General features: G+C 62.4%; 19 protein-coding genes, 1 tRNA gene and 1 pseudogene. 1 reads left to right on the forward strand and 20 read right to left on the reverse strand.

All coding sequences use genetic code 11. The features are described from left to right. Window positions 1-14: 14 nt before the first annotated feature. The 6 genes and pseudogenes from P7644_RS18540 to P7644_RS18565 form a co-directional block, all read right to left on the reverse strand. The gene (locus P7644_RS18540; RefSeq protein ID WP_404300722.1) at window positions 15-674 is read right to left on the reverse strand and encodes a dienelactone hydrolase family protein; all 660 of its coding nucleotides are present in this window, start codon (window positions 672-674) and stop codon (window positions 15-17) included. Beyond that, window positions 675-1,679 carry a zinc-dependent alcohol dehydrogenase family protein gene (locus P7644_RS18545; RefSeq protein WP_404300723.1) on the reverse strand — a complete coding sequence of 335 codons (1,005 nt, stop codon included), beginning with the start codon at window positions 1,677-1,679 and terminating at the stop codon, window positions 675-677. Window positions 1,680-1,701: 22 nt separating this feature from the next. Further along, window positions 1,702-2,139, reverse strand: a complete 438-nt coding sequence (locus P7644_RS18550; RefSeq protein WP_404300724.1) for a host attachment protein — start codon at window positions 2,137-2,139, stop codon at window positions 1,702-1,704. A 326-nt stretch (window positions 2,140-2,465) separates the two neighbouring features. Then, window positions 2,466-2,648, reverse strand: a pseudogene (locus P7644_RS18555) (IS1595 family transposase); the annotation flags it as partial. A gap of 63 nt (window positions 2,649-2,711) precedes the next feature. Beyond that, window positions 2,712-3,989, reverse strand: coding sequence for an FIST N-terminal domain-containing protein (locus P7644_RS18560; protein ID WP_404300725.1), 1,278 nt, complete (start codon window positions 3,987-3,989; stop codon window positions 2,712-2,714). Window positions 3,990-4,037: 48 nt separating this feature from the next. Beyond that, complete coding sequence (locus P7644_RS18565; protein ID WP_404300726.1) at window positions 4,038-4,826, reverse strand: PhaM family polyhydroxyalkanoate granule multifunctional regulatory protein; 789 nt, start codon at window positions 4,824-4,826, stop codon at window positions 4,038-4,040. Between the two features lie 215 nt (window positions 4,827-5,041). On the opposite strand from P7644_RS18565, the gene P7644_RS18570 reads away from it, so the two are divergent. Then, window positions 5,042-5,479, forward strand: a complete 438-nt coding sequence (locus P7644_RS18570; RefSeq protein ID WP_404300727.1) for an HU family DNA-binding protein — start codon at window positions 5,042-5,044, stop codon at window positions 5,477-5,479. A 196-nt stretch (window positions 5,480-5,675) separates the two neighbouring features. On the opposite strand, the gene P7644_RS18575 is transcribed toward P7644_RS18570, so the two are convergent. The 14 genes from P7644_RS18575 to rplF form a co-directional block, all read right to left on the reverse strand. After that, window positions 5,676-6,428: a tyrosine-protein phosphatase gene (locus P7644_RS18575; RefSeq protein WP_404300728.1), complete on the reverse strand. Its 753-nt coding sequence runs from the start codon at window positions 6,426-6,428 to the stop codon at window positions 5,676-5,678. A gap of 97 nt (window positions 6,429-6,525) precedes the next feature. After that, window positions 6,526-6,602, reverse strand: a tRNA-Met gene (locus P7644_RS18580). A gap of 24 nt (window positions 6,603-6,626) precedes the next feature. After that, window positions 6,627-7,016, reverse strand: a complete 390-nt coding sequence (rplQ, locus tag P7644_RS18585) for a 50S ribosomal protein L17 (protein WP_404300729.1) — start codon at window positions 7,014-7,016, stop codon at window positions 6,627-6,629. An 88-nt stretch (window positions 7,017-7,104) separates the two neighbouring features. Beyond that, window positions 7,105-8,100, reverse strand: coding sequence for a DNA-directed RNA polymerase subunit alpha (locus P7644_RS18590; RefSeq protein ID WP_404300730.1), 996 nt, complete (start codon window positions 8,098-8,100; stop codon window positions 7,105-7,107). A gap of 106 nt (window positions 8,101-8,206) precedes the next feature. Beyond that, the gene (gene rpsD, locus P7644_RS18595) at window positions 8,207-8,830 is read right to left on the reverse strand and encodes a 30S ribosomal protein S4 (RefSeq protein WP_094438772.1); all 624 of its coding nucleotides are present in this window, start codon (window positions 8,828-8,830) and stop codon (window positions 8,207-8,209) included. A 90-nt stretch (window positions 8,831-8,920) separates the two neighbouring features. After that, the gene (gene rpsK, locus P7644_RS18600) at window positions 8,921-9,325 is read right to left on the reverse strand and encodes a 30S ribosomal protein S11 (protein ID WP_011793799.1); all 405 of its coding nucleotides are present in this window, start codon (window positions 9,323-9,325) and stop codon (window positions 8,921-8,923) included. Between the two features lie 15 nt (window positions 9,326-9,340). After that, complete coding sequence (gene rpsM / locus P7644_RS18605) at window positions 9,341-9,706, reverse strand: 30S ribosomal protein S13 (RefSeq protein ID WP_011803864.1); 366 nt, start codon at window positions 9,704-9,706, stop codon at window positions 9,341-9,343. A 23-nt stretch (window positions 9,707-9,729) separates the two neighbouring features. Further along, window positions 9,730-9,843: a 50S ribosomal protein L36 gene (gene rpmJ / locus P7644_RS18610; RefSeq protein WP_003050535.1), complete on the reverse strand. Its 114-nt coding sequence runs from the start codon at window positions 9,841-9,843 to the stop codon at window positions 9,730-9,732. Between the two features lie 146 nt (window positions 9,844-9,989). After that, window positions 9,990-11,309 (reverse strand): preprotein translocase subunit SecY, encoded by a 1,320-nt coding sequence (gene secY / locus P7644_RS18615; protein WP_404300731.1) that lies wholly within the window; start codon window positions 11,307-11,309, stop codon window positions 9,990-9,992. Between the two features lie 23 nt (window positions 11,310-11,332). After that, a complete protein-coding gene (rplO, locus tag P7644_RS18620) occupies window positions 11,333-11,764 on the reverse strand; it encodes a 50S ribosomal protein L15 (RefSeq protein WP_404300732.1) in 432 nt (143 codons plus the stop codon). 10 nt (window positions 11,765-11,774) lie between these two features. Continuing rightward, window positions 11,775-11,957 (reverse strand): 50S ribosomal protein L30, encoded by a 183-nt coding sequence (gene rpmD / locus P7644_RS18625; protein WP_404300733.1) that lies wholly within the window; start codon window positions 11,955-11,957, stop codon window positions 11,775-11,777. Between the two features lie 14 nt (window positions 11,958-11,971). Then, window positions 11,972-12,493 carry a 30S ribosomal protein S5 gene (gene rpsE, locus P7644_RS18630; RefSeq protein WP_404300734.1) on the reverse strand — a complete coding sequence of 174 codons (522 nt, stop codon included), beginning with the start codon at window positions 12,491-12,493 and terminating at the stop codon, window positions 11,972-11,974. A 15-nt stretch (window positions 12,494-12,508) separates the two neighbouring features. After that, on the reverse strand, window positions 12,509-12,874 hold the full coding sequence (rplR, locus tag P7644_RS18635) for a 50S ribosomal protein L18 (protein WP_404300735.1): 366 nt from the start codon (window positions 12,872-12,874) through the stop codon (window positions 12,509-12,511). Between the two features lie 11 nt (window positions 12,875-12,885). Next, window positions 12,886-13,419, reverse strand: a complete 534-nt coding sequence (rplF, locus tag P7644_RS18640; RefSeq protein WP_404300736.1) for a 50S ribosomal protein L6 — start codon at window positions 13,417-13,419, stop codon at window positions 12,886-12,888. Window positions 13,420-13,434 lie beyond the last annotated feature (15 nt).

Below are 13,434 nucleotides of genomic sequence, written 5' to 3' on the forward strand. Positions count from 1 at the left end.
ACGCGACATGCCGCTCACGCGGCCGCGGCTGGCGGCAAATGCTTTTCGAACCAGCCAGCCGCCTGCCGCGCCACGGCCTCCAGGGTGCCCGGCTCCTCGAACAAATGGGTGGCGCCCGGCACCACGCTCAGGCGGTGCGGACAGCGCATGTGCGAGGCCGCCTGGCGGTTCAGCTCCAGCACCTCTTCGTCCAGGCTGCCCACCAGCAGCAGGGTCGGGCAGGCCACGCGCGCCAGCGCCTCGGGGCCGGCCAGGTCGGGGCGCCCGCCGCGCGACACCACGGCCCGGATGGCGCGCCCCTCTTCGGCCGCAGCCATCAGCGCGGCCGCCGCCCCGGTGCTGGCACCGAAGTAGCCCAGCGGCAGGGAGCGGGTGAGCGGCTGCCGGCCCAGCCAATGCGTCGCGGCGCTCAACCGCTGCGTCAGCAGGGCGATGTCGAAGCGGGTGCGGTAGTCCCGGTCCTCCTCGGGCGTGAGCAGGTCCAGCAGCAGGCTGCCCATGCCGTGCGCGTGCAGCACCCGGGCCACGTAGTTGTTGCGCGGGCTGTGCCGGCTGCTGCCGCTGCCGTGGGCGAACAGCACCAGCCCGATGGGCGCGGCGGGCAGCGCCAGCAGGCCCTCGATCTGGGCCTGGTCCACGGGAATGCGCACCAGTTGTTCCTGCGAGGATGTCATCTATGCCTCCTGTGACACCGGGGCCATGCGCAGCACCGCCGCACCCTGCAGCGCGCCCCGGCGCAACTGTTCCAGCGCCTCGTTGGCCTGTTCCAGCGCAAACACGGTAACCTCGGCGCCCAGCGGCACCTGGCGTATGGCCTCGAAGAACGCGAGCCCGTCGGCGCGCGTCAGGTTCGCCACGGAGCGGATACTGCGCTCGCCCCACAGCCAGGCATAGGGAAAGCCGGGGATGTCGCTCATGTGGATGCCGGCGCAGACCACGCAGCCGCCCTTGTCCAGGTGCCGCAACGCAATCGGCACCAGGGGGCCGGCGGGCGCGAAGATCAGGGCCGCATCCAGCGGCTGCGCAGGCGCTTCGTCGGTGCCCCCGGCCCAGTGCGCGCCCAGGCTGCGCGCGAAGGCCTGGCTGGCGCCATCGCCGGGGCGGGTGAAGGCGAACACTTCGCGGCCCTGGGCGCGCGCCAGCTGGGTGATGAGGTGCGCGGCCGCGCCAAAGCCGTAGACGCCGAGCCGCTGCGGGTCGCCGGCCAGGCGCAGCGCCCGGTAGCCGATCAGGCCGGCGCACAACAGCGGCGCCAGATGCTCGGCCGCCGGCGCCTCGGGCAGGGCCAGGCAGTAGCGCGCATCGGCCAGCGTGTACTCGGCATAACCGCCGTTGAGCTGGTAGCCCGTGAAGCGGGCCCTGTCGCACAGGTTCTCGCGCCCGCTGGTGCAAAACCGGCATTGCCCGCAGGTCCAGCCCAGCCAGGGCACGCCCACCCGCTGGCCCAGGCGCCAGCCCCGCACATCGGGCCCCAGGGCCGCGACCCGGGCGACGATCTCATGGCCCGGCACCACTGGCAGCAGCGGGTCAGGCAGCTCGCCGTCGCACAGGTGCAGGTCGGTGCGGCACACGCCGCAGGCCTCGACGGTGAGCAGCAACTGGCCCGGCCGGGGAATGGGTTGTGGCAATTCGGTCAGTCGCAGAGGGTGGCCGGCCTGCTCCAGAACCATGGCACGCATGTGCAATCTCCGGCCTGGCGCATCAAAGCCCGAATTCGCCGTGCATGCGCTGAATCAGCTCCGCCAGCCCCAGGCCGGTCAGATCCAGCGGATGGCTGGCCGACACCCACTTGCGGGTCGTGTCATCCAGATGATCCAGCAATTCCCCCAGGAACGGGTTGGATGCAAACACCACCAGCGCGCCGCCCTGGCCGCCACCCACCGCCCCCTTCACTGCGTGGGCCACCTGCTGCGCGAATTTGCGCCGCTCATGATCATGCGGCTCGCTGCGCGGCGCCAGGCCACTACGGCCAGCAATCGAATGCCCGGAGGGCTCTTGCCCGGCTTCTGCGCCATGCAGCCTGCTCTGCGGATGCGTCAGGCATTCCTTCTCGACCCAACCCTCAGGCTTGGCCGGGTTGCGCTCCAACAAACGGGCCATCGAACCATTGGCCACTATGACCCAGATCGGCTTGTCCATGAGACACCCCCTGTTTTCGCGGTTGAACAGAATTTCATCTTCTGCGCTCGCCCCGTACGGGTCAAGCCATCGAGGGCCGGCCATTTCCCTGCCGACAAGGCCTGGCCTGTGTCCGCTAAGGGGAGGGGGCGGCACGGAGCCATCACTACTTCGCGGAAATGCTACTTTATTAATAGCTTAATACGCTTATGGATAGGTCGTTTTAGCTCATTTCGCCGTCCATTCCAGCCAAGCCATGGGGAATGTCACACCTGCTCACAAACCTTTGCCCGACGTGCAGCATTGCAGCCCAAGCCTTGAAGCAGGGCCTGCAGCATAGAGTTTGGCTATGCCCCCATTGAATGTGGAAAAACGCCGATAGCCGCCCGCAGCAAGGCTTGCGCAGTAGGCAGGCGATGCGTGTCCAGGGCCTGCCTCCAGCCGAGATAGTTGGGCAGATAGCATGTGGCCACGCCATGAAACCGGTAGAGCCACTGGCGCAGGCGGCTGTGATAGGTACCACGCCTCTGTCATTACTTTGTTTTTGATAGCTTATGACGCTTTATACAAGAGCCTTACAGCCAAAAAAACGCTCAAAGTTCTGCGGCGAAATCTGAAAACACCGTGAGCACGCCCGTGTAGCCGTAGAGCCAATGCCCCGCAATTTCACCCGAGGCAAAGAAGCCTGCCAGCGGCACATCTCCCAACGCGTGGCGCACGATCTGCAATTCGGCGCTTGGGCCGCCAAAATGCCGCCCGCCGCGGCCTGAGCAGCTCACGTAGACGGCGCCGCAGATGCGGCGCAAGGGCGTTGCTCCGGCGTCCGCCATTGAGCCAGGCGCATGCCGGGTCTGATGCGCCTGGGGTTCGGGCGCAAGCTCCTCGCGTATCTCGGCGCAGATGCGCATGAGGTCGGCGCGCGCCGCGCCCACATGGCGCTGACAAAAGGTCAGGCGCATCCCCAGCTCCACCTGTTCGGCCAGGGCCACCCCGCGACGCGCCACATCCAGACCCACGATATGGCGTACACGCGTATCAGCGCCGAAGTGGCCCGTGCGCTGCTGCGCCGGTGCGTGCGCGTCCGTCAGGCCCGCCAGCGTGGCGCGCACGCTGCGCAGCGCCTGCTGTGCATCACCATCCAGGTTTATCCGCAGGGTCTGCAGCAGCACATCGAGTGCAGGCTGGCCATCGAGCCGCAGCACCAGGTTGCCTTGCGCCTCGGTGATCACGGCCTGCGGCCCTATGGGCTGGCTGTCCTGCGTGACCCGGGATAACAGATCGACCGGCTCGGCAAAAGCCACCCCGGACAGGCCGCCCGAGAGCACCCCGCCCGTCGCCCCCTCATTGCCGGCATGCCGGGCAAACGCCACGCTGGCCCCGCGGCTGGCGGTGACACCGCCAAACAGGTATCCGCTGGCCGTGCGCCCTGCCATCTCCAGCAGCAGCTCGGCCAGATCGGGCGTATGGCCGTCCGCATGGACCAAGGCCGTATGGGCGGCGAAAGGCGCCAGGCCGGCATGCCTCGCGCCGTGCTGCAGCGGCGCCACCCCGGAGAACAAACGGTACTGCGCAGGCGGCACGTCGCACAACATGATGGAGAGCGCCGGCTCATCGAAATACTCCACATTGCTGCCCACGACGCCCACACCGACAGTACCGCTCCAGTCCATCACCGAAGGTAGCTGCAGTGCCAGGTAGCGCAGCAGCGCGGCCGCATCGTCAGCATAGTGGTCCGTGATGTAGAGCAGCCCCAGCGAGGGCCGGCTCGCGTATTGCGGCAAGGCCATCTGCGCCTGCAGCTGCGCCAGCACTAACGCCGCCGCCATGGGCCATTGCGGGTGGGTGGCATGGGCGCTGGGAAAGAGCTTCATGGGTCGCTCCGATGCATGCTAGTGCTGCGGCCCGCCCCTGGCAGGGCGTTAGCGAGGCGTGCGCGGTGCCGCCGCCTTCTTCGCCACGCCAGCTGTCTTGCGTGCCGCAGGCCGCTTGGCCGCGGTTGGCGTTGGCGTTGGCGCATCGGCTGCTGCCTTGGCCGCTGCAGCCGCCCCCTGCATGCCCTGTGCGGCCATCTGCGCCGCCATGTCGGTGGCGGTTTTCAAGGCACCGCTGGCCATCTCGCGCGTGGCCTCGAAGGCCGCATGGTGCGCACCCGCATCCTTCATGGCATTGGCGGCGAGTTGCTGGAACTGGTTCGTCAGCGCGCCCCACCACTGCATGGGGTCCACCGTGCCCGGCGCCTTGGATTCGGCCTTTGCCTGCTCGGATCCGGTGGCCGCATCTGCATGCGCTTCGGGCGTAGCAACAGGTTCAGGTTGTGGCGTGGGCGCGGACGTGGGCCCTGGAGCAGGAGACATGCCGGCCCAAGCCTGCGCCTTGGCATCCGCTGCGGGGCGCGCAGTACCAAACGCCCCCACCATGTCTCCCATGGCCACATTCATCCCCTGCAGGGTGGCCAGCGTCATTTTTTGCACCTCCAGCGCCTGCACGGTGGCGGTGAGTGCGCGGGCATTCTGCTCCAGCCAGAACTGCACCGCCTTAAGCTCCTGAATGCGCTTGTCAAGCTCCTCCACGCTCATCGTGGGCGCCACCCAACCCGACAGGGCCGCAGGCATGGCAGGCATGCCTGCGGCAGCACCCTTGGCCAGGTTCTGTAGAAAATCAAAGCCTGGGACGAAGCGTCCGAAACCAAAGGGGGTTGTGTCGCTCATGGCTACTCCTGTGCATTGCGTGACGTAGGTGGCCGCGAGCTTACCGCCAATGCCGCGTTCTGGCATCTGGGCTGGCATGCCCGACAGCGTGCGCTGGCGTGGTTTTCTGGTGCATACCCGCGTGAATACTGCCCCCGCGCCCAGACTTCACCCCCTAGAATCCAGGCGCCGGCCTGGCTGGCAAGCATTTAGACATTCAAGAAACCTCCAACACCATGGCAACTGCAAAGAAAACCACCGCACCGGTGAAAAAGACCGCCGCCGACAAGAAGGCCGCAACTCCAGCCAAGACTGCCGCCGCAAAAAAGGCCGCGGCACCCACCGCAGCAGCGGCGCCCAAGCCCGTGAAGGATCCATTCAACAAGACCACCCTGATCGCCCACTTGGCGACGCAGGCCGGCGTTGAGCCCAAGACCGCCAAGGCAGTTCTCGCAGCCCTTGAAACAGCGATCCTGGGCGCCGTACACAAAAAAGGCTGTGGCGAATTCACGCTACCCGGCCTGCTGAAGATCGGCCTGCAGCAGGTGCCCGCGAAGAAAAAGCGCTTCGGCAAGGATCCTTTCACGGGAGAAGAGCGCTGGTTCCCGGCCAAGCCTGCATCGGCCAAGATCAAGACGCGCGCCCTCAAGAAGCTCAAGGACGCCACACTCTGACGGGCCTGCGTGCAGCAAAGCTGCTCTTGGGCGCCCGCTTGGATCAAGCCCCCAATACTTCGTGCTACCGCCTCGCCACTCTGAGCGCAGCTTCCCGCACTAGATGAAGCGCTCATGACGCAGCACATACCCTTCGAAAAAATGCCAGTCAGCGCTTAACTGACTGGCATTGGATAGAGGGCGGCTTTTTGGGCGGTCAGCCTGCTGGCGGTTGCAGGTATAGCTCCGCCAAGCGCCTGCGGGCCGCATCATCTACGCGCAGGCGCTGTGCCAAATACGTCTGGACTCCTCCATGGTCACGATCCACGGCCTGCAGCGCGGCCTCCAGGAAGTCCTCTTGCACACGCCAGATCACGTTCAGCACCTCGTCGGGTGCGGAGCTTGTGAGACCTGCGGGGCGTCGATACAGGCCATTGGTGAGCAGGTAGTCCTGCATCACCACGGCGCGCGGCACCCCCAGGGCGAGCAAGATCAATGCAGCGGCAAAGCCGGTTCTATCCTTGCCTGCGGTGCAATGGAATACGAGCGGCGTGTCGTCGCTCAACAGCTGTTCAAACAAGCCTGCGAACTGCTGTGCGTTGTCGGACACAAAGGCCCGATACGTGTCCTGCATCAACTGCACCGCCACCGGCACCGTCATCTGGCGGCCGGCCAGTGCCATCTCCTTGGCGCGCTGTACCACCGTGGGCTCGATGGGTAGCGCGTGATACCGCACATCGGGCAGCTCATAGGCCAAGGCCGCACTCTCTGCCTGACCGCGAAAATCCACGGCGCGCCCCAAACCCAAGTCGGTCAGGACGCGCAAGTCCTGTCGCGTCAGGGCGGCGAGGTGATCCGAGCGAAAAATCCGGCGCCAGCGCACGACGCGACCATCCGACCCCGCATAACCCCCAAGGTCGCGAAAATTAGAAGCGCCGACCAACGCAAGAGAGCGTGAAAAGTCATTCATATCGGGCAGCGTTGTCCTTATTGCGCGGCAAGCGCCAGCGGAGACCTTTTCAAAAACAAAAAGGGGTTACGACATTGCCGTAACCCCTTTGACTGACTGGTTGCGCGAGAAGGATTTGAACCTCCGACCTTTGGGTTATGAGCCCAACGAGCTACCAGACTGCTCCATCGCGCGGTAGAAAAGTATTATAAGCTAAATTTACGCTTCTGTGTTGGAATCGCCTGAAACTTCAGGACGATCAACCAATTCAACGAAAGCCATGGGTGCATTGTCACCCACGCGGAAACCCATTTTCAGGATACGGGTGTAGCCACCGGGACGCGCCTTGAAGCGGGGGCCCAGGTCATTAAACAGCTTGGTCACGCTGTCGCGGTCGCGCAGGCGGTTGAAGGCCAGGCGGCGGTTGGCAACGGAGTCTTCCTTGGCCAGGGTGATCATGGGTTCGATCACGCGGCGCAGTTCTTTGGCCTTGGGGACGGTGGTCTTGATGGCCTCGTGCTCGATGAGCGAGTTCATCATGTTTTGCAGCATCGCAAGGCGATGCGAGCTGGTACGGTTCAGTTTGCGGAGTCCGTGTCCGTGACGCATGGTGCTTTCCTTATGAGTAATTAAATCAGGCAGCCGTATCAGGTACTGCCCGAGGCACTGGTTCTGTCAAAGAGCCCAAAATTATAGCTTAGCGCTTATCCAAACCGGCCGGTGGCCAGTTTTCAAGCTTCATACCCAGCGTGAGACCGCGCGAAGCCAGCACTTCCTTGATCTCGTTGAGCGACTTGCGGCCCAGATTGGGTGTCTTGAGCAACTCGTTCTCGGTGCGCTGAATCAGGTCACCGATGTAGTAGATGTTCTCGGCCTTGAGGCAGTTGGCAGAACGCACGGTGAGCTCGAGCTCGTCCACGGGGCGCAGCAGGATCGGGTCGAAGGTCGCACCGCTGGCCGCACGCGCACCCGGGGACTGGGGTTCGAAAATCTCGCCACCGTCCAGCTGCGCAAACACTGCCAGCTGCTCGACCAAGATCTTGGCAGATGCGCGCACGGCCTCTTCGGCCGAAATGGCGCCATTGGTCTCGATTTCCAGAACCAGCTTGTCCAGGTCGGTCCGCTGCTCGACGCGGGCGCTTTCCACCGTGTAGCTCACGCGCTTCACGGGCGAGAACGATGCATCCAGCACAATGCGTCCGATAGACTTGGTAGCCTCGTCGGCATAGCGGCGCAGATTGCCGGGCACATAGCCACGGCCCTTTTCTACCTTGATCTGCATGTCCAGCTTGCCCCCGGCAGACAGGCTGGCGATCACATGGTCCGGATTGATGATCTCGACATCATGGGGCGTCTGGATATCACGCGCAGTAACGACGCCCTCGCCATCCTTGCGCAGGCTCAGAGTGACCTCGTCACGGTTGTGCAGCTTGAACACCACACCCTTGAGGTTCAGCAGGATGTTGACCACATCTTCCTGGACACCGTCGATGGATGAGTACTCGTGCAGGACACCGGCAATCGTCACCTCGGTTGCTGCGTACCCCACCATGGACGAGAGCAGAACGCGCCGGATGGCGTTGCCCAGCGTGTGACCGTAGCCACGCTCGAAAGGCTCCAACTCGACCTTGGCGCGGTTGTGGCCAAGTTGCTCGACGTTGATTGCCTTGGGTTTCAGCAAATTGGTTTGCATGCAGACTTCCTTCTCAATGCCCCCAGCTCGTTACACCGGTAAGGCTGATGAAGCGCCTAAACCGCGATGCCTCGCGGTTCAGGAACGGTTTACGCTAACAGTGGGATTAACGCGAGTACAACTCAACGATCAGCGATTCGTTGATGTCGGCGCCAAACTGATCGCGGTCGGGCACTTGCTTGAAGGTACCTTCGACCTTGTCGGCGCTCACCTCGACCCAGGCAGGCATGCCCACCTGCTGCGCCAGCTGCAGAGCTTCGACGATGCGGGCCTGCTTCTTGGACTTCTCGCGCACGGCCACGACATCACCGGCCTTCACCAGATAGGAGGCGATGTTCACGCTCTGACCGTTCACCGTGATGGCCTTGTGCGAAACCAGCTGACGTGCCTCGGCACGCGTAGAGCCGAAGCCCATGCGGTACACAACGTTGTCCAGGCGGGACTCAAGCAGCGCCAGCAGGTTGGCACCAGTGTTCCCCTTGCGGCGCTCGGCGGCTTCAAAGTAGCGGCGGAATTGCTTTTCCAGCACGCCGTACATGCGCTTGACCTTCTGCTTTTCGCGCAACTGCAAACCGTAGTCGGAGGTGCGGGCGCCAGAAGTACGACCATGCTGGCCGGGCTTGGAGTCGAATTTAGCCTTGTCCGCAATGGAGCGACGAGCGCTCTTCAGGAACAGGTCGGTGCCTTCGCGGCGGGAGAGTTTGGCCTTGGGGCCGAGATAACGTGCCACTTGTATTTCCTTGAACTATCAACTACCGCAGCAGACTGCGGGAGCCACCATCGCACCAGGCGATCGGTGGCGGTGGGCTTATTGAAAAAATCAGATGCGGCGGCGCTTTTGCGGGCGGCAACCGTTGTGCGGAACCGGTGTCACGTCCGAGATGGAGGTGATGCGGATACCCAGGGCGCCCAAGGCGCGCACCGAGGACTCACGACCAGGGCCGGGGCCCTTGATCTCGACGTCCAGATTCTTGATGCCCTGCTCGATGGCCGCCCGGCCGGCGACTTCAGAGGCCACCTGTGCGGCAAAGGGGGTCGACTTGCGCGAGCCCTTGAAGCCTTGACCACCCGAAGAAGCCCAGGACAAGGCATTGCCCTGGCGATCGGTGATCGTGATGATGGTGTTGTTGAAGGATGCATGCACGTGGGCGATGCCGTCCGACACGTTCTTGCGAACCTTCTTGCGCACACGCTGCGCAGCGTTATTGGCAGGAGACTTGGCCATATTGATCTTTCAGTCTTACTTCTTCAGTGCTGCTGCACCCTTGCGCGGACCCTTGCGGGTGCGGGCGTTGGTGCGCGTGCGCTGACCACGCATCGGCAGACCACGACGATGGCGGAAACCGCGATAGCAGCCAATGTCCATCAGGCGCTTGATGTTCATCGTGGTTTCACGGCGCAGATCACCTTCGATGGTGAACTGGGCGATCTGGTCACGAATTTTCTCCAGATCGGCGTCGGTCAATTCCTTGACCTTTTTGGAATAAGCAATTCCGCATGCTTCGCAAATCTTGCGAGCGCGGGTACGCCCAATCCCGTAGATGGCCGTCAGGCCAATCTCGGTGTGCTGATGGGGCGGGATATTGATACCAGCGATACGAGCCATGTGCGTCCTCTAATATTTCCCAATCAACCTTGGCGCTGCTTGTGGCGCTGATCCGTGCAGATCACGCGCACCACGCCCTTACGGCGGATAATTTTGCAGTTGCGGCAGATTTTCTTGACCGAAGCCGAAACTCTCATTGCATTCTCCTAAACTCTTGTCCAATCGTTCCGGCCCACTGCGCGGAACACAAAACACGTGCCCGCGATGGATCGAAGGCGTCAATAAGCCGTTGCTTCTCTGGCGAACCCGCGACTATAGCGCATTCGCCAAAGGCACGTCGGCATCAGGTACCTGGTGTCGTCTTGAAGTTAGCCTTCTTCAGCAGCGATTCGTACTGCTGCGACATCATGTAGTTCTGTACCTGAGCCATGAAGTCCATCGTCACCACTACGATAATGAGCAACGAGGTGCCACCGAAATAGAACGGCACGTTGTACTTCAGGATCAGGAATTCAGGCAGCAGGCACACGAAGGTGATGTACACGGCTCCGGCCAGCGTCAGGCGCACCAGGATCTTGTCGATGTAACGCGCCGTGTGTTCACCAGGCCGAATCCCGGGGATAAATGCCCCGCTCTTCTTCAGGTTGTCTGCCGTTTCCCGGCTGTTGAAAACCAGCGCCGTGTAGAAAAAGCAGAAGAACACGATGGCAGCCGCATACAGGATCACGTACACCGGCTGTCCAGGCGTCAGTGCAGCAGAGATATCGCGCAGCCAACGCATGGACTCGCCAGCGCTGAACCAGTTCACTATCGTCGCAGGCAGCAAGATGATGGACGACGCAAAGATCGGTGGAATCACACCAGCCATGTTGAGCTTCAGGGGCAGGTGGGATGATTGCCCACCATAGACCTTGTTGCCCACCTGACGGCGCGCATAGTTCACCAGAATCTTGCGCTGGCCACGCTCGACGAACACGACAAAGTAAGTCACCAGCCCAACGATGATCACGATGAAAATGGCGGCCAGGATACTCATCGCACCCGTGCGCACCAGCTCCAGCAGCCCACCGATGGAGCTGGGTAGACCGGCAGCAATACCTGCAAAGATCAGGATCGATATACCGTTGCCCAACCCGCGCTCGGTGATCTGCTCCCCGAGCCACATCAGGAACATGGTGCCCGCCGTGAGGCTGACCACCGCCGTCATGCGAAAGCCAAAGCCGGGGCTAAGCACCAGGCCCGCGGAGCTTTCCAACGCTACTGCGATACCCAGCGACTGGAAAATCGCCAGGCCCAGTGTTCCATAACGCGTGTACTGCGTGATCTTGCGTCGACCGGCTTCACCTTCCTTCTTCAACTGCTCGAACGCGGGGATCACGTAGGTCATCAACTGCATGATGATCGATGCCGAGATGTACGGCATGATTCCCAGCGCGAAGACCGTGAAGCGCGAAAGCGCTCCGCCCGAGAACATGTTGAACAGGTTGAGGATGCCGCCTTGCTGGCCACTGAACAACTGCTGCAACTGCGTAGGATCGATTCCCGGAACGGGAATGTGTGCCCCCACGCGGTACACCACCAACGCGAGCAACAAGAACACCAGCCGCCGGCGCAAATCGCCAAACTTACCGGTTTTTGCTAGTTGAGCTGCGTTAGTAGCCACAGATGCCTTTCTTCAGAACCAAATCAGGCCAGGCTGCCACCGGCCGCCTCGATGGCGGCCTTGGCACCTGCGGTCGCGATGACGCCCGACAGCTTCACAGCCGTGGAGATCTCGCCACTCTTGATCACCTTGACAACCTTGGCGAGCTCGCTCACCAGGCCAGCCTGTTTCAGAGCCAGCACATCAACCTCGGTCAGCCCGAGCTTGTTCAGGTCCGACAGGGAAATCTCGGCGTTGAACTTCAGCAGATGCGACTTGAAACCGCGCTTTGGCAGGCGACGCTGCAAAGGCATTTGACCGCCTTCGAAACCCACCTTGTGGTATCCACCGGAGCGGGACTTCTGCCCCTTGTGGCCACGACCGGCCGTCTTGCCCAAGCCGGAACCGATGCCGCGACCAACGCGGCGCTTGGCGTGCTTGGCTCCTGCTGCGGGCTTGATGCTATTGAGTTCCATCATCAACCTCTCAGAGGATTTTGACCAGATAGCTGATCTTGTTAATCATGCCGCGCACTTCGGGCGAGTCCTTGAGTTCGCTGACGCTGTTGAGCTTGCGAAGACCCAGGCCACGCACGGTAGCGCGGTGCGATTCCTTGGTGCCAATCGGGCTGCGCACCAGTTGAATCTTGATGGTTTGTTGCGTTGTCATTGATTGCCTCCCAATCAAGCGGCAAACAGGTCTTCGACCGACTTGCCGCGCTTGGCAGCCACTTCCGCCGGTGTGGTGGAATTGGTCAAAGCGTCGAACGTGGCGCGAACCATGTTGTAGGGATTGGACGAACCATGGCTCTTGGCCACGATGTCGGTAATACCCATGACCTCAAACACGGCGCGCATCGGACCGCCGGCGATGATGCCGGTACCCTTGGGGGCCGGCGCCATCATCACCACGGCAGCGCCATGGTGACCCGTCACGTTGTGGTGGATGGTGCCGTTCTTGAGCGACACCTTCACCATGTTGCGGCGTGCTTCTTCCATGGCCTTTTGCACGGCAGCGGGCACTTCCTTGGATTTGCCCTTGCCCATGCCAACGCGGCCATCACCGTCGCCAACCACGGTCAGTGCAGCGAAGCCGAGAATACGACCACCCTTCACGACCTTGGTCACGCGGTTGACCGCGATCATTTTTTCGCGCAGACCGTCGTCACGACCTTCGTCTTGCACCTTGGGTTGAAATTTAGCCATTTTTATCCGCTCCGCTTAGAACTGCAGGCCGGCTTCGCGAGCCGCCTCAGCCAGGGCCTTCACGCGGCCGTGATATGCAAAACCTGCGCGATCAAATGCAACCTTCTCGACACCGGCAGCCTTCGCCTTTTCAGCGATGCGCTTGCCGATGATCTGGGCCGCGGCGGCATTGCCACCCTTGCCGGAGCCGCCGAGCGACTTGCGCACATCGGCTTCGGCCGTGGAGGCGCTGGCCAGCACCTTGGTGCCGCAACCAGAGATCACACTGGCGTAGATATGGAGGTTCGTACGGTTCACGGTCAGACGCGCAATGCCTTGTTGGGCAATGCGGATGCGGGTCTGGCGGGCACGACGAAGACGCTGCTCTTTCTTGGTCAACATGCTGCAGCTCCTTACTTCTTCTTGGTCTCTTTGATCGTGACTTTTTCGTCCGCATAGCGGATACCCTTGCCCTTGTAGGGCTCGGGCGGACGAACGGCACGAATCTCGGCGGCGAGCTGGCCCACCACTTGGCGATCGGCACCCTTGATCACGATCTCGGTCGGGGTGGGGGTCGCGACGGTAATACCAGCGGGCATCTCGAAGTTCACGGGGTGCGAGAAACCGACGCTCAGGTTCAGCTTGGCGCCAGAGGCTGCCGCCTTGAAGCCCACGCCAATCAACGTGAGCTTCTTCTCGAAGCCCTTGCTGACGCCCAGCACCATGTTGTTCACCAACTGGCGCACGGTACCGCTCATGGCATTGGCTTCGCGCGAGTCGTTGACCGGCTCGAAGCTCAGTTTGCCTTCATTGCTGGACACCTTCACCAGCGCGTTTTGCGCCAGCGACAGCGTGCCGCCTGCGCCCTTGACACTGATCTGGTCGTCCTTGATGGACACATCCACGCCTGCGGGGATGGTCACCGGGGATTTAGCTACACGGGACATTTCAGTCTTCTCCTC

Source organism: Alicycliphilus denitrificans, assembly GCF_044792555.1.
Lineage (GTDB): Bacteria > Pseudomonadota > Gammaproteobacteria > Burkholderiales > Burkholderiaceae_C > Alicycliphilus > Alicycliphilus denitrificans_A.

Coding starts and splice junctions, on each gene's coding strand:
- rpsK (WP_011793799.1), bottom strand. CDS start 9,325: ATGGCCAAGTCTCCTGCCAATAACGCTGCGCAGCGTGTGCGCAAGAAG.
- P7644_RS18575 (WP_404300728.1), bottom strand. CDS start 6,428: ATGAATGACTTTTCACGCTCTCTTGCGTTGGTCGGCGCTTCTAATTTT.
- rpmD (WP_404300733.1), bottom strand. CDS start 11,957: ATGACAACGCAACAAACCATCAAGATTCAACTGGTGCGCAGCCCGATT.
- rpsE (WP_404300734.1), bottom strand. CDS start 12,493: ATGGCTAAATTTCAACCCAAGGTGCAAGACGAAGGTCGTGACGACGGT.
- P7644_RS18560 (WP_404300725.1), bottom strand. CDS start 3,989: ATGAAGCTCTTTCCCAGCGCCCATGCCACCCACCCGCAATGGCCCATG.
- P7644_RS18550 (WP_404300724.1), bottom strand. CDS start 2,139: ATGGACAAGCCGATCTGGGTCATAGTGGCCAATGGTTCGATGGCCCGT.
- P7644_RS18565 (WP_404300726.1), bottom strand. CDS start 4,826: ATGAGCGACACAACCCCCTTTGGTTTCGGACGCTTCGTCCCAGGCTTT.
- rpmJ (WP_003050535.1), bottom strand. CDS start 9,843: ATGAGAGTTTCGGCTTCGGTCAAGAAAATCTGCCGCAACTGCAAAATT.
- rpsM (WP_011803864.1), bottom strand. CDS start 9,706: ATGGCTCGTATCGCTGGTATCAATATCCCGCCCCATCAGCACACCGAG.
- P7644_RS18540 (WP_404300722.1), bottom strand. CDS start 674: ATGACATCCTCGCAGGAACAACTGGTGCGCATTCCCGTGGACCAGGCC.
- P7644_RS18545 (WP_404300723.1), bottom strand. CDS start 1,679: ATGCGTGCCATGGTTCTGGAGCAGGCCGGCCACCCTCTGCGACTGACC.
- P7644_RS18590 (WP_404300730.1), bottom strand. CDS start 8,100: ATGCAAACCAATTTGCTGAAACCCAAGGCAATCAACGTCGAGCAACTT.
- rplR (WP_404300735.1), bottom strand. CDS start 12,874: ATGTTGACCAAGAAAGAGCAGCGTCTTCGTCGTGCCCGCCAGACCCGC.
- rplO (WP_404300732.1), bottom strand. CDS start 11,764: ATGGAACTCAATAGCATCAAGCCCGCAGCAGGAGCCAAGCACGCCAAG.
- rplF (WP_404300736.1), bottom strand. CDS start 13,419: ATGTCCCGTGTAGCTAAATCCCCGGTGACCATCCCCGCAGGCGTGGAT.
- P7644_RS18570 (WP_404300727.1), top strand. CDS start 5,042: ATGGCAACTGCAAAGAAAACCACCGCACCGGTGAAAAAGACCGCCGCC.
- rplQ (WP_404300729.1), bottom strand. CDS start 7,016: ATGCGTCACGGACACGGACTCCGCAAACTGAACCGTACCAGCTCGCAT.